A 19937-nucleotide genomic window follows, 5' to 3' on the forward strand; every position below is an offset into this window, starting at 1 on the left:
TCATGAGCCTTCAACAAGCTGTTTTTAAGCCCGCCAATCTAGCTTTAGCAACCATTGCTATATCACTAGCTAGTTTTATGCAGGTATTGGATACCACCATTGCCAATGTTGCTTTACCTACGATTGCAGGTAATTTAGGGGTAAGTGCGGAGCAAGGCACATGGGTTATTACTTCGTTTGCTGTTTGTAATGCCATTACCCTACCCCTTACTGGCTGGTTATCAAGGCGTTTAGGCGAAGTAAAGTTATTTATTTGGGTGGTGTTGCTGTTTGTAATTACCTCATTCTTATGTGGTATCGCCCGCAACATGACTGAATTGATTATTTTCCGCTGCTTACAAGGTGCTGTAGCAGGTCCTCTCTATCCTATAGCACAGTCTTTACTACTAGCTATTTACCCTCCCATAAAACGCGGCGTTGCCTTAGCCATCTTAAGTATTGTAACGGTGGTAGCTCCTATTGCTGGCCCTATCTTGGGTGGTTGGATTTCTTACAACTACAGTTGGCCTTGGATATTCTTCATTAATGTTCCTTTTGGTTTATTTGCCGCTTTTTTTGCTTATCAACAACTAAGCAGCAAACCTGAGCAGACCCAACGCTCACCCATTGATTATATTGGCCTAATTGCTTTAGTAATAGGTATCGGTGCACTACAAGTAGTGTTGGATAAAGGCAATGATTTAGATTGGTTTGAATCTAATTTTATTATTATTGGTTCTGCTATTGCAGTGATTGGTATTATCTTTTTTATTATCTGGGAATTAACCGATAAACACCCTATTGTTAATTTAAGACTGTTTACTAACTATAATTTTAGTGTTGGCTGTATTTTATTGGTTTTAGGTTATTCTGGCTTCTTTGGTATTAATTTACTACTACCACAATGGCTACAAACTCAAATGGGCTACACTGCCACATGGGCAGGTTTAGCAGCTGCACCTATTGGGATATTACCTGTATTACTCACTCCATTCCTTGGTCGCTATGCACAGTATTTTGATATGCGTTTACTGGCAAGTTTTGCCTTTGCTGCTATTGCTGGTAGTTGTTTTATGCGTGCAGGTTTCAATACTCAAGTTAACTATGAACATATTGCATTAGTGCAAATGTTTATGGGGGTTGGGGTAGCATTATTCTTTATGCCAGTGATGAGTATCGTACTATCAGACCTAAAACAAAATCAAATTGCTGAAGGTTCTGGATTAGCAGCATTTTTAAGAACATTAGGGGGTAGTTTTGCTGCTTCGTTAACCACATGGATTTGGACTAGAAAAGCCAGTGAACACCATGCCTACCTGACTGAAAGCATAAGCCTTTATGATCCTATTACGCAACATACCTTAAATCAAATGGGTGGTAAAACTCTAGAAAACTATGCTCAGCTAGAAAATATTGTTAATAACCAAGCCTATATGTTATCTACGATTGATTACTTTTTTATGCTCGGCTGTGGTTTTATGTTGCTTGTATTCGTTGCTTGGTTAGCTAAACCTAAAAGAATTGGTCATTAATTATTGAACAGGACATTGGTTGTTTTGTTCCAATTTAACTAATGACTGATAGTCTCCTCTAGTACGTAATTTCTTCACTAATTGATACGTTTGAATATCATAAGAAGTGATTGGTTCAACCACTGCCACTAGACGATTACAGGGTAAAAATAGCAAAACCAATAGCTGCTGTTTCACCTCACCAGTAATTGCAGGAATTATTAGCTCCTGTTGATGATTGAATGTATGTGCTTGTTTATATTGCTCTAGCCACTTATACCAATCATCACTGTAAAGTTTATAAGGGTTATCTTTATAACCAAAAGGGTCCTCAGTATTAGTTGTCCAATTTACTTGTAGCTTATTAATTACTCCCTTACGCAAAGCTATATTTGTTGTTTGATACCAAGAAAAACCCTCTGAGTTTTTTGCAGTAGTAACTGTTTTATTTGTATGGTAGGGAACTTGCTCATTCAGCAATGAGGTTTTAAACTCAAAATCCTTATAAGAGGATAAATTTACCCCAACTGCATTAATAAACTGAAACGGTGCACGAGCCGCATTATATTGTTTAGTAAACTGAACTTCTTGGTATTTATCAATGGGGTATAATGTCAAATCCACACCTAAATCGATAGGCATAGAAACAATATGAATAAGTGGATAAATACCAAATGTAAATAATGCAGCCCAAGCATTGGATAGTTCATCTTTATCATACTTAACGCCTGCAAATGGCTCACCAGTACTATCGCTACTCCTCATTCGTTCATTAACAGTTCCACAGCCTACTAAAACTACTACTAAGAGTAGTATAACTATTTTACGCATCAAGTTTTTCCAACATTAGATTTAACGCTACTATAATGTTCTTCTATTAACTCTACCTTAAGTTACTCAGTTAAAGCACTTGTAAAAGCTTGTTGTGCCTCTGCTAATTTAACTTTTAAATTAGCTACTTGTTGTTGCAATTCTGGGGTGTTGTATTGCTTTAACTGTTTCTCTGCTTTATTCAATGCAACTTGTACCATTGCAACCTCTATTTTTAACTTTTTCTGCTCAGCTGTTAAGGCAGTAGCAGTTGGTTGTTGTGATTTTACTTTATCAATAACTGATTGTTTAGGGTCAAATGTTTGTATTGTTGGAGTTACTGCTGCTTGCTGTAATCTTGCTTGACGTTCCTGTTGTCTACGCTTTTCCTCTCTCTCTAAACGTGTACTTCGAAATTCAAAACGATTTCGCGCATGATCTCTTCTTAACTGCCTCGTTACTCGCTGCCCTTCTGCAATAGCAGAATCACCTGTTAAAGCCACTAACTTAGTTGGTAATGAAATAATATCTATACAATCAACTGGACAAGGAGCAACACAAAGTTCACAACCAGTACATTCAGCTGCAATTACTGTATGCATTAATTTAGCAGCTCCAACAATGGCATCTACAGGACAAGCTTGAATACATTTAGTACAACCAATACATTCAGCCTCTCTTATATAAGCCAACTGAGCTGGCGAATGCTCTTCAGCCAAAGCAATAACTGGCCTATCCAATAATGCTGCCAAGGCATTGATTGTTTCTTCTCCCCCCGGAGGGCACTTATTAATAGCATCACCATTAGCTATTGCCTCTGCATAGGGTTTACATCCTTGATAACCACATTTTGTACACTGAGTTTGGGGCAACAAAGCATCTATTAAGTTAATTAACTGCATTTGGTTATTTACACTTTTTAATTTAATTTCATCAGATTATTTACGGTGTAATAGTATACCTTAATAATGGACCTTAGATAATTTCGTTATTAACTTTCAATTGTTATATAATGAACACCTATTTTTATATGACTCAATAAACTATCCATTCAATAATAGTTAGGAGAAGTAATGAAACTGACCATGCCCCACTTTGAGCAAGCCTCTGTATTAGTAGTAGGTGATGTAATGCTTGATCGTTATTGGCATGGTGGTACCTCCCGTATTTCTCCTGAAGCACCTGTACCCGTGGTTAAAATTAATCAGCGAGAAGATCGACCTGGTGGTGCAGCCAACGTTGCCCTAAATATGGCAGCTTTAGGCGCTAAAACATGGCTAATTGGTGCAACTGGTGAAGATGAGGCTGCTGACTCGTTAGCAGATAGTTTGGGTTCTGCTGGTGTAGAAACACACTTTCAACGTATTGCAGGACAACCAACTACTATAAAACTACGGGTAATGAGTCGCCATCAACAACTTATTCGCGTTGATTTTGAAGAAACTTTTGATATTAATAAAGATGCACTTGCCAGTGAAGTCGAAAAACTTTTACCTTCTGTAAAAGTACTATTATTATCCGATTATGGTAAGGGCACATTAAAAAACCATCAACAGTTAATAAAACTAGCTAAACAACATAATATTCCTGTGTTAGTTGATCCTAAAGGTAATGACTTTACTATTTATAAAGGGGCTACCTTATTAACACCTAATCTAGCAGAGTTTGAGGCCATTGTAGGCAAATGTCTTGATGAAAACCAACTGATCGAAAAAGCACAACAACTAATAGAGCATTTAGAATTAGGTGGCTTATTAATTACTCGTGGTGAACAAGGAATGACCTTGTTACGTGACAACCAACAAGAATTACATTTACCTGCCCGTGCTCGTGAAGTGTTTGATGTGACTGGTGCAGGTGACACCGTTATTTCTACCCTTGCAGCAGCTATAGCAGCTGGCGAGGAACTCACTGAAGCAGTAGCCCTTGCCAACCTTGCAGCTAGTATTGTAGTCGCTAAATTAGGCACAGCCTGTATTAGCGCACCTGAATTACGCCGTGCTATTCAACGTGATACGGGTAATGGTAAAGGTGTGCTTAGTTTAGATCAGTTATTAATTGCGGTAGAAGATGCACGAGCGCAAGGTGAAAAAATTGTATTCACCAATGGTTGTTTTGATATTCTCCATGCAGGCCATGTTGCCTATTTAGAACAAGCACGCTCCTTAGGCGGCCGTTTGATTGTAGCCGTAAATGATGACGCTTCTGTAACGGCATTAAAAGGTGTTGGCCGCCCGATTAACTCAGTAGATCGCCGTATGGCTGTATTGGCTGGTTTGGGTGCTGTTGATTGGGTAACTAGCTTTGCTGATTCAACCCCAGAACGCCTACTGCAAGAAATCAGACCTGATGTTCTAGTAAAAGGCGGCGACTACTCTGTAGATGAGGTGGTGGGTGCTGATATAGTACTAGCCTACGGTGGTGAAGTGAATGTATTAGGCTTAGTAGAAAATAGTTCTACAACGGCTATTGTTGATAAAATTAAAGGACAATAACTCCCTTAATTGATAAAAAACATGTTATTATTAACGTTTCGCCGGGAACGCCCGGCTTTTTTACGTCCATTTGAGTGAGTGCAGAGGACACAGATGACTAAGCTAGATCGCTGGCTGTTACCTGATGGTATAGAAGAAGTTTTACCCAATGAGGCTGCTTGTATAGAAACGGCACGTCGCCGTATATTAGATTTATTTGAATGTTGGGGTTATGATTTAGTTATTACGCCACATGTTGAATATATTGATGCACTGCTAACAGGAACAGCTCAAGACCTTGACTTACAAACCTTTAAAACTGTTGATCCATTATCTGGACGGTTATTAGGTTTTCGTAGTGATATCACACCACAAGTTACTCGACTTGATGCTCATTGGTTAAAAGAAGAAACCCCTGCTCGCCTTTGCTATGCTGGTAGTATTCTATTAACTAAACCTAGAGCACACACTACCTCTCGTAGCCCTATCCAATTAGGTGCTGAGCTGTATGGTGATAAAAGCACTGCTAGCGACATCGAAATTATAAGCCTAATGTTAGAAACACTAGCGTTAGCCAAAGTTGAAAATATCCATATGGACTTAGGCCATGTGGCTATTTTTAGAGGACTAGCTCAAGCATCTAACTTATCTAATGAACTAGAAAACCTATTATTTGACGCTTTACAACGCAAAGCCATTGATGAAGTTTGCCAGTTAACAGCTGACCTACCTAAAACTGAAGCAGCTATGTTTTGTGCCTTAACCACTCTCTGTGGTGGTGAGGAAGTTATTGCCAATGCCAAACAAGTATTAGCCAATGCACCTGCCTCTGTATTAAAAGCTATTGATAAGTTAGCTGAAATTGCTAAACAAATTACCTTACGCTACCCCCATATCACCCTTTATTTTGATTTAGGGGAGCTACGTGGCTATCAATATCATACAGGCATTGTATTTGCTGCTTTTGTACCTAATGTAGGGCAATCTATCGCACAAGGTGGTCGCTATGATAGTGCAGGTATTGCTTTTGGGCGCTCAAGACCAGCTACAGGTTTTTCAACAGACCTCAAAACATTAGTTAACTTAGGGCAAGCTGATTTTACTAATAGCAAACAAGCCATTTGGGCACCTTATGAAAATCAGCCAGCACTTTGTCAGAAAATGGCTGAATTACGTAAACAAGGACAAAGAGTTATTCAAGCACTGCCAAATCAAACATTAACAGAAGCCACTGAAATGGGTTGTGACCAATATTTAGTATTTATTGAAAATAGTTGGCAAGTAAAGCCAATCGTTGCGGGGAAATAATCATGGGTAAGAATGTTGTTGTACTTGGTACTCAATGGGGTGATGAAGGTAAAGGTAAAATCGTTGACCTTCTTACTGAAGATGCTGCTGCTGTTGTCCGCTATCAAGGTGGTCATAATGCTGGCCACACTTTAGTCATTGATGGTAAAAAAACTATTTTAAGACTTATCCCTTCTGGCATCTTACGTGACAACGTACAGTGTTTAATCGGTAATGGTGTCGTACTTGCTCCAGATGCATTCCTTAAAGAAGTAAAAGAATTAGAAGATAATGGTGTAAACGTACGTGATCGTTTACATGTTAGCCCTGCCTGTTCATTAATTTTACCTTACCACGTTGCTTTAGACCAAGCGCGTGAAATTGCTAGAGGTGCGGCTAAAATTGGTACGACAGGTCGTGGTATTGGCCCAGCTTATGAAGATAAAGTAGCCCGTCGTGGCCTAAGAGTTGGCGATTTATTCCACCGTGAGCGCTTTGCTGCAAAATTAGGTGAATTATTAGATTACCATAACTTTGCACTTAAAAACTTCTATCATGCTAAAACTATTGATTTCCAAGAAACTTTAGAGCAATGTATGGCCTATGCCGAACAAATTAAGCCTATGGTAATGGATGTTACTGCGCGTTTGCATGAGTTACGTCGCCAAGGTCAAAACATTATGTTTGAAGGCGCCCAAGGTGCTTTACTGGATATTGATCATGGTACTTATCCTTATGTAACTAGCTCCAATACTACCGCAGGTGGCGTAGCAACTGGTTCTGGCTTTGGCCCTATGTACCTTGACTATATTTTAGGTATCACCAAAGCTTATACAACCCGTGTTGGCTCAGGCCCCTTCCCTACAGAACTATTTGATGATGTAGGTGAACGCTTAGCAGAAAGAGGTAATGAGTTTGGTTCAGTAACAGGTCGTGCTCGTCGCTGTGGCTGGTTTGATGCGGTTATTCTACGTCGCTCCATTGAAATCAACAGTATCTCTGGCCTTTGCCTAACTAAACTCGATGTATTAGATGGCCTAGAAAGCATCAAAATCTGTACTGGCTATAAAGATGCTGATGGTAACTTATTATGTGATGCGCCTACTGATGCGGATAGTTATTTAGGCTTAACACCTGTTTATGAAGAAGTTGCTGGTTGGTCTGAATCTACTTTTGGTGCTAAATCATTAGATGATTTACCAGCTAATGCAGTAGCTTATATTAAACGTTTAGGTGAATTAGTAGGTGCACCCATTGATATTATTTCAACAGGCCCTGATCGTGTAGAAACTATTATCTTACGCCATCCTTTCGCTTAAACAGCTGAACTATTTATAGTCAATAAAAACCCCAGTATAAACTGGGGTTTTTATTGACTATATAATTCTAATGATCATTTTCTAAATATTTAGGCTTCTTAGGTAATGCAAAACTACATAAGAAACAAATAACCAACATTACAGCAACATAAATGAAGAAATAATCAGCATGTCCTATATTTTTAAACTCTGTTGCAATTGATACAGCAGTGCCACCAAATAAAGCATTACCTACGGCATAAGATAGCCCAACTCCCAAAGCACGAACTTCTGTTGGAAACATTTCAGCTTTTACTAAACCACCAATAGAAGTATAAAAGCTTAAGATAAACATCATAACAACAAGTAATACACCCAACATAAACGCTGAATCTTTAACAGCTGGCATAGCTAAAACCATGACAGGATAAATGCATATGAAGCCCAAAGAACTAAAAAGTAACATTGAGACTCTACGCCCTACTTTATCGCCTACAGCACCAAATAAAGGCTGACTTATCATAAAAATAAATAAACCAATAGTCATAATATAACCAACAACTTTATGGTCAACCCCCATACCCATCATATAATTTCTTGAGTAAATTGTAATAGTATAGAAAGCTAAAGATCCCCCTGCTGTATAGCCTACCACCAAGAAAAACTGTTTCCAGTGATCTCTAAATAACGCAATTAAACTGCCCGACTCTTTAGACTCACGTTGCTCTGCCGTTGTTGTTTCCTCTAATGTACGACGAACCCATAAAGAAACTAATGCAGCTAATCCACCAATAAAGAATGGTATACGCCATGCACCTGCATCTAATTGTTCTTTAGTTAGAAATGTTAAAAGAATAACCCCGAGTAGACTTGCCAGTAATTGTCCACCAGAAAGCGTTACATATTGGAAAGAAGCATAAAATCCTCTACGTCCTCTTAATGCAACTTCACTCATATAAGTGGCTACCGCGCCATATTCACCACCTACGGATAACCCTTGGAATAAACGGACAACCAATAATAAAATAGGAGCCCAAATACCTACTTGTTCATAAGTAGGCAATAACGCAAAACAAAATGAACCCGCGCCCATCATTACAATAGAAATGAGCATTGATCTTTTACGACCATACTTATCGGCAATCCAACCAAATAACCAACTACCTAATGGACGCATAAAAAAACTAAGGGCAAAAGCACCCCAAACAAAAAAAGTCCCCTTTGATCCATTGGCTGGCCCTGTTAATGCAACCGTAAAATAGGTAGCAAAAACAGCATAAATATAAAAATCAAACCACTCAACTAAATTACCTGAAGCAGCCCCTACAATGCCATAGATTCTTTTACGGCGCTCTTCTGGAGTATAATGCGGAAGTGTATTACTCATTCTTATTGTCTCTACATCAAAAAAACAAACAAACAAAAACCCAAGCTGGCTAGAATAGTACAAACTATAACTAAAAAGCTAGCAAAGTTTTATACCATATTCGATCGATCAATCGTATTACCTAATTGGATTAGATAACACCTCCTTGTGTTAACTTACCTCTTAGAAAGAATGTTCTACTGAAGGGAATGTGCTGTCTTTTACTGCTTTCACATAAGCTGTTATAGCACCTTGAATACTGGTTTGACCATCCATAAAGTTTTTGGAGAATTTAGGGGATTTACCCGCATAGATGCCAATCATATCGTGTAGCACGAGCACTTGCCCATCACACTCAACTCCTGCGCCAATACCTATTGTTGGGCACTGTAATGCGGCAGTTACTTCTTTCGCTAAAGCGGCTGGTACACATTCCATTAAGATCATTGCTGCGCCAGCTTGTTCATGCGCAACAGCATCTTCTAATAGCTGTTTAGCGGCCGCATCTCCTTTACCTTGCACCTTATAACCACCAAAAGCATTCACCGACTGCGGCGTTAAACCTAAGTGGGTACACACAGGAATCCCCCGCTCTTGTAAGAAATGCGTTGTCTCTACCATATAGCGACCACCTTCTAGCTTCACCATATGAGCACCCGCCGCCATTAATTGGCTAGCTGAGTCGAATGCTTGTTCTTTACTTTGTTGGTAACTACCAAAAGATAAATCGGCTAACACTAATGCATTTTTAGTACCCCTAGCAACAATCTCTGTGTGATAACACATCTGCTCTAATGTAACAGGTAAAGTGGAAGAATGGCCTTGTACAGTCATGCCTAATGAATCACCTATCAACAAAATATCAACACCTGCTTCATCTAGTAATGTTGCAAAACTTGCTTCATAACACGTTAACATAGCAATTTTTTGTTGCTCTTTCTTCATTTTTTGTAAAGTTGATAAAGTAATCATATAGCCTCATTTTTCATCTTGTATCAATTAACTCTGAAATTAATTAATATTGCACACTGTTATTCATTTAGAATAACAAACTTAACCCTCTACCCTTGGAAATGATCATTATGTTAAAAAAGTTATTACTCTCTTTCTGTTGTATATTTATGCTCACCACACCAGCATTCGCAGAAACAAACCCAAGAGTTCTATTATCTACAAATATGGGCGATATAGAAATTGAACTATATCCACAGCAAGCCCCCATTACTGTAACTAATTTTTTAAACTATGTTAATAGTGGCTTTTATAATGGTACTATTTTTCATCGTGTGATACCTAACTTTATGATTCAAGGTGGTGGCTTTACTGAAGACATGTCACAAAAATCGACCTTAGATGCTATTAAAAATGAAGCTGATAATGGTCTAGCCAATAATCGTGGTACTGTTGCTATGGCACGTACTGGAGTTGTTGACTCAGCTACAAGCCAGTTTTTTATTAATGTAAAAGATAACAATTTTTTAAACCATGGCAAACGCGATTTTGGTTATGCTGTGTTTGCTAAAGTAATTAGTGGTATGGATGTTGTTGATAAAATTGCAGGTGTTCGAACAACATATAGACAAGGTGCACGTGATGTCCCTACAGACCCTGTTATTATCGTTTTAGCTAAACAATTATAATTTATTAAAATACTATATTATTAAAGGGAAATATTATTCCCTTTAATAATTGTATAAATATGTAAAAAAACACAATTTTTAAATGACTGAGTTACTCTTTTAACATAGAATACGAATATTCTGTTATATTCAAATATTTAATTGAGCTTATTTTGTGTTTTCTACTTTATCACTACACTCGCCAAAATCCTTCTTGCTTCTAGCGCTAAAACTTTTATTGTTATTAATTATACTTACCATCGTTTTTGGTGGTGGTTTTCTATTATGGCAACATTATTTTCCTGTGGTAGCAGCCAAAGAATGGCAATATCGAGTTTTACATTCTGATATAACAAAAGCAAGTGCCATTTATAAAGAAGCCGATGGTAGCCTTATTGTTGCAGAAGAGCTTAATAAAAGTCAGGGACGAATTATTCGTATTGCCCCTAATGGTGATCGTACTACACTATTTAGCAACCTGAATAAACCAGATGGAATAACCGCATTTGCTGGTGGTATTGTCTTTAGCCAAGAAGGTGGTGAATACCCTGTTAGTTGGCTAAAAAACGGTAAAGTACACAACCTTTTTGAAGGTACTAATGTACAAGGTTTAATTGCTGATGGAAAATATCTCTATGCTGTAGAGGATCGTGGTCCACAAAGTAAAATTTTACGGTATAACTCTATCACTAAAACCATAGAAACTATTCGCGATAACCTGAATGAAGCAGAAACATTAGCAATCTGCCCTAATGGTCAGAAATATTATAATGAAAAAGAAGCTAATAGAGTAAGATTATTAACCGATGATGGCTCAGATCCTATCGTTTTAAACTATACACAAACTAAAGAGCCAAGTATCTTAAAATGTAACAGCCAAGGACTTTGGATTACAGAAGACTCTACTCACAGAGCTCGTTTAATGTTATTGCAACCTGATGGTAACTTAAAAGTTATTCTTAGCCATTTAAGAGCCCCACAACAGCTCCTAGAAATTAATGAAGACGAATACCTTTTAGCTGAGGGTGGCCGTAATCGAATTATAGAAATTAAAAGAATAAATTAATATTAATTAAAAATCCCTTATAAATAATACATAAGGGATTTTTTGCAACTAACCTCTCATTATTTTAGCTGCTGCAACCATATTAACCAATGCCGCCTCTGTTTCGACCCAACCTCGAGTTTTTAAACCACAGTCAGGATTAACCCATAATTGCTCTGCTGGAATTAATTCTACTGCTTTTTTTAGTAATGCTACCATTTCATCACTACTAGGTACTCGTGGTGAATGAATATCATAGACACCTGGACCAATCTCATTTGGATAATTAAATGCTTTAAAGGCATCTAATAACTCCATTTGGGAGCGTGATGTTTCAATTGTAATCACATCCGCATCCATGGCAGCAATAGACTCAATCACATCATTAAACTCACTGTAGCACATATGGGTATGTATCTGGGTTTCATCTTTAACACCAGCAGAACATAATTTAAAAGCATTTACTGCCCAATCTAAATAATGTTGCCATGCTGCTCGACGAAGTGGTAGTCCTTCACGAAAAGCAGCCTCATCAATCTGAATAACCTTAATACCTGCTGACTCTAAATCCACCACTTCATCACGAATAGCTAATGCTAATTGATTGGCCTGTACTTCACGAGAAACGTCCTCACGAGGGAAAGACCACATAAGCATAGTGACAGGTCCTGTTAACATTCCTTTCATAACTTTATTAGTTTTACTTTGCGCATAACTAATCCAATCCACTGTCATTGCTTTAGGACGCGATAAGTCGCCATAAATAATGGCTGGTTTCACACAGCGTGAACCATAACTTTGTACCCAACCAAAGCGTGTAAATAAATAGCCATCTAATTGCTCAGCAAAATACTCAACCATATCATTACGTTCTGGCTCACCATGAACTAGCACATCCAAACCAATCTTTTCTTGGAAAGCTATCACCTGGTCAATTTCTGACTGCATTAATTTTGTATAAGTTTGCTCATTAATACGACCTTGTTTAAAGTCACTTCGTGCAGTACGAATTTCTTTAGTTTGTGGAAAAGAACCAATCGTCGTCGTTGGAAAAATAGGTAACTGTAAACGCTTATGCTGTAACTGAATACGTGCTGAGAATGATGATAAACGTTGACTATCATGCGCTGTTATTGCTGATAATCTATTTTGTACAGCTGATTTATGGATACGTGAAGATTCGGCACGGCTTTCTTGTATACGTTTACTTTCAGTTAAGGCTTTTATTACTTCATCAGCTTCTGGCTGATTGATTGCTTTAGTTAAAATAGCAACTTCTTGACACTTCTGAACAGCAAAAGCTAACCAACTTTTTAATTCATCATCTAGCTTATCTTCACGATTTAAATCAACTGGGCTATGCAATAAAGAACATGAAGGAGCTACCCATAAACGGTCTCCTAAACGGTCAGCCGCTTGCTTTAATATCACCACAATCTTTTCTAAATCAGCACGCCAAACATTACGACCATTAACCACACCTAATGATAAAACTTTATAGGCAGGCACACGGTCAAGAATACTTGGAAATTGCTCAGGGGCACGGACTAAGTCAACATGTAATCCATCCACAGGTAATGAAGCAGCTAAACCAACATTATCTTCCAAACCAGAAAAATAAGTAGCTATTAATTTTTTAGTAGGTTCACGTTGCAATAGATTATAGGCACGCTCAAAAGCTGCTTTCCACTCTTGTGGTAAATCTAAACCTAAAATAGGTTCATCAATTTGTACCCACTCTACCCCTTGCTCCGCTAGCTTCTTAAATACTTCACCATACAATGGTAATAATCTTTCAAGTAAATCTAGTTTATTAAAGGTAGCTTCTTTCTCTTTACCTAACCAAAGATAAGTTAATGGGCCAATAATAACAGGCTTAATGGCATAGCCTAAAGCTTTAGCCTCTGTTACTTCATCAAATAATTGGTTCCAAGATAGTTTAAACTGTTGGTTTTTAGTAAATTCAGGCACTAAATAATGATAATTAGTATCAAACCATTTAGTCATTTCTTGTGCTTGAGTGCCAGAGCTACAACCACAAGAAGTTTTAGCAACACCACGCGCCATAGCAAATAAGGTATCTAACGTTACCTTGCCTTCTTTATTTTGATGACGCTCTGGAATGACACCAAACATTAATGAATGGGTAAGTACTTGATCATACCATGCAAAATCTCCTACAGGCAGTAATTCGATACCTGCTTGTTGCTGTATTTTCCAATGTGCAGCTCGTAACTCTTTACCTACCTGCTGTAAAGCTGCTTCACTGATGTCTCCTTTCCAATAGGCTTCCAAAGCTTTTTTTAATTCTCGATCACGACCAATTCGTGGAAAACCTAAGTTATGTGCCAATGCCATATAAATCAAACTCCTCTTTATAGATGGAGTCCATTGTCATAAATCAGCAAACATGAAACAAACTCAAATTATTAAAGATCATCTTTAGTTTTATTCACTTTGATAAGTAATGTTAGCCTTATGCCGTATTTATTTTTATTCTAAAAAACGTCATTATACACAGTTATTAGCTATTTATAGCAGCAAAAAAGCAACATCATTAGAGGTACTTATGAATCTGCCATTAATTATTAATTTGGCTGTCTTTATTATTTTATTGGTTGTACTAGACCAGACTCGACGTACCCAGTGGTCATTAGCTAAAAAAGTATTGGCGGGCCTATTATTAGGTATTCTATATGGTACTGGGCTACATTTACTGTATGGAGAAGCCTCCTCCTATATCATTATTAATCAAACAATCTCATGGATTAATATTGTAGGTAATGGCTATGTTCAGCTCTTACAAATGATAATCATGCCGTTAGTATTTGCTTGTATTCTCAGTGCTGTCGCTAATTTACATAATGCCTCTTCACTAGGAAAAATTAGTTTTCTTACTATTGGTACATTATTATTTACAACGCTGATTGCAGCGTTAGTAGGTGTTTTTGTAACTTACTTATTTGGCTTAAATGCAGAAGGTCTTATACAGGGTGCACAAGAAACTACTCGGCTAAACCAACTACAAACTCATTATCAAGGCCAGTTAGCCAATTTAACAACCCCTAACCTTATTTTATCCTTTCTACCTACTAATCCTTTTGCTGATCTGACAGGAGTACGCCCTACCTCTATTATTGGCGTTGTTATTTTTGCAATATTTCTTGGTTTAGCCGCCATAAAATTACTTAAAGATGACCAAGAGAAAGGTGCAAAAGTTATTAGTGCTATCGCTATATTACAAGCATGGGTAATGAAATTAGTGCGTATTATAATGTTATTAACACCCTATGGTGTTATGGCCCTCATGGCCAAAGTAGTGGCTAATGCTAACTATCAGGATATTATAAAATTAGGTAGTTTTGTTATAGCCTCTTATCTAGGGCTATTAATTATGTTCACCATTCATGCTATTTTACTTTCTTTAACGGGTATTAATCCGTTACGCTTCTTTAAAAAAGTATGGCCTGTACTATCTTTTGCATTTATTAGCCGTTCTAGTGCAGCCAGTATTCCATTAAATGTTGAAGCACAGACACAACGTATTGGTGTACCAGAATCTATCGCTAGTTTTTCAGCCTCTTTTGGAGCAACTATCGGCCAAAATGGTTGTGCAGGTTTATACCCTGCAATGTTAGCTGTTATGGTAGCTCCTACTGTTGGTATTAATCCTTTTGATCCAATGTGGATAGCAACACTAGTAGGTGTGGTAACTTTAAGCTCCATCGGTGTAGCTGGTGTTGGTGGTGGAGCAACCTTTGCCTCACTCATTGTATTACCCACAATGGGATTACCTGTCACCTTAGTAGCCTTACTTATTTCTATCGAACCTTTGATAGATATGGGACGTACTGCCTTAAATGTTAATGGTTCAATGACTGCTGGCACTATTACCAGCCAACTACTTAGAAAAACCAATAAAAAACGATTTGATAGTGAAGATCAAGAGGTATTAACAGCACAGTAAATGAATAAAGGAGGCTCAAGCCTCCTTTTTATATTGCTAATCTTAATTGAATATTAACGGTTCTTCCCAACAATTAAATATATAGTATATATTAATAGCATATGTTGTTGAGACAAGATTAATGAAGGATCAATATATGCCTACTTTACTAAAGTATTTGTTATGTTCAGTTATTGTTATTTGTACAGGATGTGCATCCTCTTATGTTACTCCGGGTGAACCTGCCAACTTTGCCGATATTAATCGTGAAGATATAGCAGAAATAGTTTCTCGTAAACCATCACCAAACTTCCCTGCTCGTATTGCAGTAATACGTATTCAAGCACCTAATTATGTTTCCTATACAGAAGAGGGACAAAGATATGGTGGCTTTTCTATTATCCCTGCCCATGAGCTAACGATAGATAATACCTTACAAAAAATTCAACAATGGCCACAAGTGACTACGGTCGTACCTGTAAGCTCATTACTTATCCCTGCCGATGCAAAATCTATTGATGATTTACGATTAGCTGCTGCAAAATTACAAGCAGATGTGCTAATGATTTACACAATCGATACAAAATTTTATATCAATAACCATTTTCATTCTTCCTTCTCCATGCTTTCCTTAGGTATGATGCCTGATAGAAACGCTAATGTAACAGCTACCGCCACAGCTATTTTTACTGATGTACGTACAGGCTTTACTTATGGCACAGCCGATGCAACGGCTAAAGCAACAGGGCTTACTAGTGCTTGGTCATCCGATGCTACTGTTGATAAAAAACGTGTTGAAGCAGAACAATTGGCTTTTAATGACCTTGTAAAAGCAGCCGACCAAACATGGCAAGGTATTGTAGAACAATATGCTGTAAAAAAATAACAAATTATATTAGATAGAAAGGTAATATAAAATCTTATTACCTTTCTACAAGCTACTTATAGCTTTTTAGCAGCTTCCCACAGTGTTTCTGGCACTTGCTGATAATGATTAATTATTCTAGCTGCTACAAAAAACAAGTCTGAAATTCTATTTAAATAAGCAAGTAACTCTTTTCTTAATGGTTCTTCCTTATGTAGGCTTTGTAAACTTCTTTCAGCTGTTCTTGCTTGACTTCGACAAACATGAGTTTGTGAAGCAGCTACTGAACCTGTTGGTAAAATAAAATCTTTCAATGGTTTTAATTGTTCATTCCAACCATCAATTAGACTTTCAAGATATTTAATATGATCTTCGCTAATAGCCTGATACTCAGGCATAGCCAACTCACCGCCTACATCAAACAATCTATGTAAACAAGGCGTTAATTGATCTATTATCTGTTGCAAACTAGATGTATCGTTTTTTCTTTCTGATAAATAAGAGAGTAATAGACCTAATTGACTATTAAGCATATCTACTTCACCTATCGCTTGAATACGAAGATGATCTTTTGGTACTCTTTCACCTGTGGCAAGACTAGTAAGTCCTTGGTCACCTTGTCTAGTATAAATTTTAGTTAATCTATTCATAATATTATTCTTTTATTAAAGGATTATTTAAAGGCAAACATATAGTAAAACAAGTACCTTGGCCTAGTTTCGATTTAAGAGAAAGCTCACCCTTGTGGTTATTAGTAATAATAAAATAAGAAACAAATAGACCTAACCCTGTTCCTTTTCCTATTTCTTTTGTAGTAAAAAAAGGTTCAAAAATACGTTTTGCAGTAATTTCATTCATGCCAACTCCATTATCTTCTATTTCAATAACAGCCCACTGTTGTTGACGATAAAGCCGTATTTGAATTAATCCTTGAGTAGTAGGGTTAACTCGCATAAAGATAGCCTGTGCAGCATTTTTTAATAAATTTAATAACACCTGTTCAAGTTCATTAATAACGATTGCTACTGGTTTCAAACTTTCATCCAATTCGAGTTTAATTTCTATATCTTTATAATCTGTGGACTCACCTAAATGAAAGTCTGCCTCTGCAATTTCTAAAGTTTGTTGAATAACCTCAACTAAACTAGTCCTAACTAATTGCCTTTTACTGCGGCGACTAAAAGATAACATATGAGTCACAATTTTAGAGGCTCTACTTCCTGCCTGATAAATACCATCTAATAAATTGGGAATTTCCCTCAACATTAAATAATAATTTATGCCCTCTAAAGACACATCAGCATCTTGAGCAACTTCTTTGTTCTTCTCTAACGTGGGTGATAAGCGTCGACGAATATTCTGCACATTATGTAAAATAGCACCTAGCGGATTGTTAATTTCATGTGCCATACCTGCTGCCAAACCACCTACAGATAGCATTTTTTCAGATTGCACCATTAACTCTTGTAAATTTAGACGCTCTGTCACATCATCAATTCGAATCACGCCACCATATACATTATCACCTGCTAGCGGATAAAAGGTTAAAGCATAATGACAAATTTTACCCTCTTGCATCCAAGAAACTCGCTCCACCTTTTCTATTTGGTTAAGCTCAACACAACGCTTTAATTGTTCTGCATAAGGCCTTAAATGGGGAAAAGCTAGAAAAATAGGCTGATCTACTGCATCCTCAAGCATAGAACCCGATAAATTAGTAGCCTCTTGATTCCACTGGGTAACATATAACTCACCATCAACTGCAATTAATGCTGAAGGCATCGAATTAATAATATTATTTAAATAATGCTGAAAACCTGTTAATTTTTTCTCTACTTTACTACGAACATCTACCTCTTTAACCAATTGCTCATTGGTTTCTCGCATTTCCGTTGCTAAATCCTCAGCTTCATCTCGTGCTGATTTCAACAACTGCTCCCTTGCCTCAATGCGACTGAGCATTGTATTAAAAGCAGTAGCTAGCTGACCTATTTCATCTCGACTATGTGGAATCACACGCAATGCATAATTTTCTTCACGGGTTACACGTAGCGCCAATGTTTCTAGCTCTTGAATAGGTATTGTAATATGACGTTTTACCTGTTTAGACAAAAGTAACCACAACAAAATACTAAGGAATAAAATACCTAAGCTTGCAGTAATAATTCCTGTATAAAATGCCACTGGCAAATTATTGTTGGCCAATAATACTAAACGCCCTAGTTCACCATTTTCACCCTCCAAATCTGTTGAGTAACTTGTACCAAACTGTAACATCATCCAATTATCTAAGTCAGACACATTTGCAGGAAAGGCGGGCGAATTTTTATAAGGAAACTTTGTTAGCAAAATGCCATCTGCACTATAAATGGCAGCACCTCTTAAAGGCATATAATCTACCATTTGTCCTAATGCTTCATTTGCGGTTTCTTGAGAGTTTAATAATTGGCTACTTAAGGCAGGCGTTGCATATAAATTACCTAAGGTTCTTAATCCTTGAGGAGCTATACTTTGTTGAGTAATCCAATAACTTGCCGTAATAAATGCTAAATTAGAAATAATAATAACGGTAATTAATAGCACAAATAATGCTGTCATTAATTTGCGACTAACAGGAAGATTTTTTAAAAACTTATGTAGCTTATTTAAAATCACAAAGTTTAACCTGTATAAGATAAAATTTTAGTACGGGATATAGTGACGTAATAATGCCGTAGCTGCAATACTAATTATAACTGTTGGTAATAATGAAAAACGACTAGCCAATAGTAATGTAATGGCTAATGCTAATAAATTGGCAATATTAGTAGTAGCAAAAACAGGAGCAATTACAGCAATTAGAACACAGCCTGGAATTGCCTCTAATACCTTACTTAAGCGTGGATTAAGCACCTTATTATGCAGCAACAAATACCCTGTAATTCTTGTCAAATAAGTTACAGTAGCCATTGCTAAAATAGTTAAAAAAACAAAATAATCAATCATAATGCGCCATTAAAAAAGCAATGATAAGACCAGCAATAGCCCCACATAAAACATACCATGCACCTGGTAATATCAAATAACTTACTACAGCCACAATAAGGCTAACTAACCAAGGAATAGCAGCAATAATTCCTTTCCACATGCCTTTTAGCAGCACTAAAAACACAGCCACAAAAGCCATATCAAAACCATAATGAGTTACATCACCTATTAAAGGGCCAACCAATGCCCCTATTGTTGTAAAAATAACCCATGTAAGATAAAGTCCTAAACTTGCTCCAATATAATAGTGATAGTTAAATCGTTGACTAGTAGACTTCTTAGCTTCAGCAAAACTCATTGCCCAACTCTCATCACACATAAAAAACAGCGCCAATAACACTTTTCTTTTAGGTAATTCTTTTAAATAAGGCGTTAATGCTGCTCCCATCAAAATATGGCGACTATTTACTAATAACGTCATAAAAGCTATTAACAACAAATGAGGCGGAGAAGTCCATAAATTCACTGCTACAAACTCAGATCCTCCTGCAAAATTCATAGCTACCATTACGCCTATTTCACCTGTAACCATTCCTCTTTGTATAGCCTGAGCACCTAATACCAAAGAAAAAGGAATAAAACTAATCATAATAGGAATAGCTGCAACGAGTCCTCTTATGAACTCCTTACGTGTAGACAAAGAACAAGACACTATTTTACCTATAACTATTAAAAAATGGCCATTCTACGCTTTTATTAATTGGATAGAA

At 37.1% G+C, this 19937-nt stretch carries 17 protein-coding genes; 8 read left to right on the top strand and 9 right to left on the bottom strand.

Annotation, left to right across the window (positions count from 1 at the left end; genetic code table 11):
- Window positions 1-2: 2 nt before the first annotated feature.
- On the top strand, window positions 3-1511 hold the full coding sequence (locus ACQVD9_RS10220; protein WP_264745935.1) for a DHA2 family efflux MFS transporter permease subunit: 1509 nt from the start codon (window positions 3-5) through the stop codon (window positions 1509-1511).
- On the opposite strand, the gene ACQVD9_RS10225 is transcribed toward ACQVD9_RS10220, so the two are convergent.
- On the bottom strand, window positions 1512-2321 hold the full coding sequence (locus ACQVD9_RS10225) for a hypothetical protein (protein ID WP_264745936.1): 810 nt from the start codon (window positions 2319-2321) through the stop codon (window positions 1512-1514).
- Window positions 2322-2383: 62 nt separating this feature from the next.
- Window positions 2384-3229, bottom strand: coding sequence for an electron transport complex subunit RsxB (gene rsxB / locus ACQVD9_RS10230; protein ID WP_264747887.1), 846 nt, complete (start codon window positions 3227-3229; stop codon window positions 2384-2386).
- 144 nt (window positions 3230-3373) lie between these two features.
- On the opposite strand from rsxB, the gene hldE reads away from it, so the two are divergent.
- The 3 genes from hldE (at window position 3374) to ACQVD9_RS10245 (ending at window position 7380) form a co-directional block, all read left to right on the top strand.
- Window positions 3374-4795 carry a bifunctional D-glycero-beta-D-manno-heptose-7-phosphate kinase/D-glycero-beta-D-manno-heptose 1-phosphate adenylyltransferase HldE gene (gene hldE / locus ACQVD9_RS10235; RefSeq protein WP_264745937.1) on the top strand — a complete coding sequence of 474 codons (1422 nt, stop codon included), beginning with the start codon at window positions 3374-3376 and terminating at the stop codon, window positions 4793-4795.
- Window positions 4796-4888: 93 nt separating this feature from the next.
- Window positions 4889-6082 (top strand): ATP phosphoribosyltransferase regulatory subunit, encoded by a 1194-nt coding sequence (locus ACQVD9_RS10240; RefSeq protein WP_264745938.1) that lies wholly within the window; start codon window positions 4889-4891, stop codon window positions 6080-6082.
- Window positions 6083-6084: 2 nt separating this feature from the next.
- The gene (locus ACQVD9_RS10245; protein ID WP_264745939.1) at window positions 6085-7380 is read left to right on the top strand and encodes an adenylosuccinate synthase; all 1296 of its coding nucleotides are present in this window, start codon (window positions 6085-6087) and stop codon (window positions 7378-7380) included.
- Between the two features lie 67 nt (window positions 7381-7447).
- Here the strand turns inward: ACQVD9_RS10245 and ACQVD9_RS10250 are convergent, their stop codons facing one another.
- Together ACQVD9_RS10250 and panB are read right to left on the bottom strand one after the other, a co-directional pair.
- Window positions 7448-8752: an MFS transporter gene (locus ACQVD9_RS10250; RefSeq protein WP_492089231.1), complete on the bottom strand. Its 1305-nt coding sequence runs from the start codon at window positions 8750-8752 to the stop codon at window positions 7448-7450.
- A 156-nt stretch (window positions 8753-8908) separates the two neighbouring features.
- Entirely contained in the window at window positions 8909-9697 is a 789-nt protein-coding gene (gene panB / locus ACQVD9_RS10255; RefSeq protein ID WP_264745940.1) for a 3-methyl-2-oxobutanoate hydroxymethyltransferase, read from the bottom strand.
- Between the two features lie 110 nt (window positions 9698-9807).
- Between panB and ACQVD9_RS10260 the strand changes: the two genes are divergently transcribed.
- Both ACQVD9_RS10260 and ACQVD9_RS10265 read left to right on the top strand, forming a co-directional pair.
- The gene (locus tag ACQVD9_RS10260; RefSeq protein ID WP_264745941.1) at window positions 9808-10365 is read left to right on the top strand and encodes a peptidylprolyl isomerase; all 558 of its coding nucleotides are present in this window, start codon (window positions 9808-9810) and stop codon (window positions 10363-10365) included.
- 217 nt (window positions 10366-10582) lie between these two features.
- A complete protein-coding gene (locus ACQVD9_RS10265) occupies window positions 10583-11410 on the top strand; it encodes a hypothetical protein (protein ID WP_264745942.1) in 828 nt (275 codons plus the stop codon).
- A gap of 48 nt (window positions 11411-11458) precedes the next feature.
- Here the strand turns inward: ACQVD9_RS10265 and metE are convergent, their stop codons facing one another.
- The gene (metE, locus tag ACQVD9_RS10270) at window positions 11459-13747 is read right to left on the bottom strand and encodes a 5-methyltetrahydropteroyltriglutamate--homocysteine S-methyltransferase (protein WP_264745943.1); all 2289 of its coding nucleotides are present in this window, start codon (window positions 13745-13747) and stop codon (window positions 11459-11461) included.
- Between the two features lie 211 nt (window positions 13748-13958).
- Here metE and ACQVD9_RS10275 point away from each other — a divergent pair, with 211 nt between their 5' ends.
- Together ACQVD9_RS10275 and ACQVD9_RS10280 are read left to right on the top strand one after the other, a co-directional pair.
- Complete coding sequence (locus ACQVD9_RS10275; protein WP_264745944.1) at window positions 13959-15356, top strand: L-cystine transporter; 1398 nt, start codon at window positions 13959-13961, stop codon at window positions 15354-15356.
- A gap of 136 nt (window positions 15357-15492) precedes the next feature.
- Window positions 15493-16221 (top strand): hypothetical protein, encoded by a 729-nt coding sequence (locus tag ACQVD9_RS10280; RefSeq protein WP_264745945.1) that lies wholly within the window; start codon window positions 15493-15495, stop codon window positions 16219-16221.
- A 56-nt stretch (window positions 16222-16277) separates the two neighbouring features.
- On the opposite strand, the gene ACQVD9_RS10285 is transcribed toward ACQVD9_RS10280, so the two are convergent.
- The 4 genes from ACQVD9_RS10285 to ACQVD9_RS10300 all read right to left on the bottom strand — a co-directional run bounded on the left by ACQVD9_RS10285 (window position 16278) and on the right by ACQVD9_RS10300 (window position 19879).
- Window positions 16278-16850 carry a cob(I)yrinic acid a,c-diamide adenosyltransferase gene (locus tag ACQVD9_RS10285; protein ID WP_413774152.1) on the bottom strand — a complete coding sequence of 191 codons (573 nt, stop codon included), beginning with the start codon at window positions 16848-16850 and terminating at the stop codon, window positions 16278-16280.
- A 4-nt stretch (window positions 16851-16854) separates the two neighbouring features.
- Window positions 16855-18798, bottom strand: a complete 1944-nt coding sequence (locus tag ACQVD9_RS10290) for a HAMP domain-containing sensor histidine kinase (RefSeq protein ID WP_264747889.1) — start codon at window positions 18796-18798, stop codon at window positions 16855-16857.
- 84 nt (window positions 18799-18882) lie between these two features.
- Window positions 18883-19185, bottom strand: coding sequence for an AzlD family protein (locus tag ACQVD9_RS10295; protein ID WP_264745946.1), 303 nt, complete (start codon window positions 19183-19185; stop codon window positions 18883-18885).
- On the bottom strand, window positions 19178-19879 hold the full coding sequence (locus tag ACQVD9_RS10300; protein ID WP_264745947.1) for an AzlC family ABC transporter permease: 702 nt from the start codon (window positions 19877-19879) through the stop codon (window positions 19178-19180). The genes ACQVD9_RS10295 and ACQVD9_RS10300 overlap by 8 nt, the downstream gene beginning before the upstream one ends.
- Window positions 19880-19937 lie beyond the last annotated feature (58 nt).

The sequence above is a fragment of the Entomomonas sp. E7T21 genome (assembly GCF_058693955.1).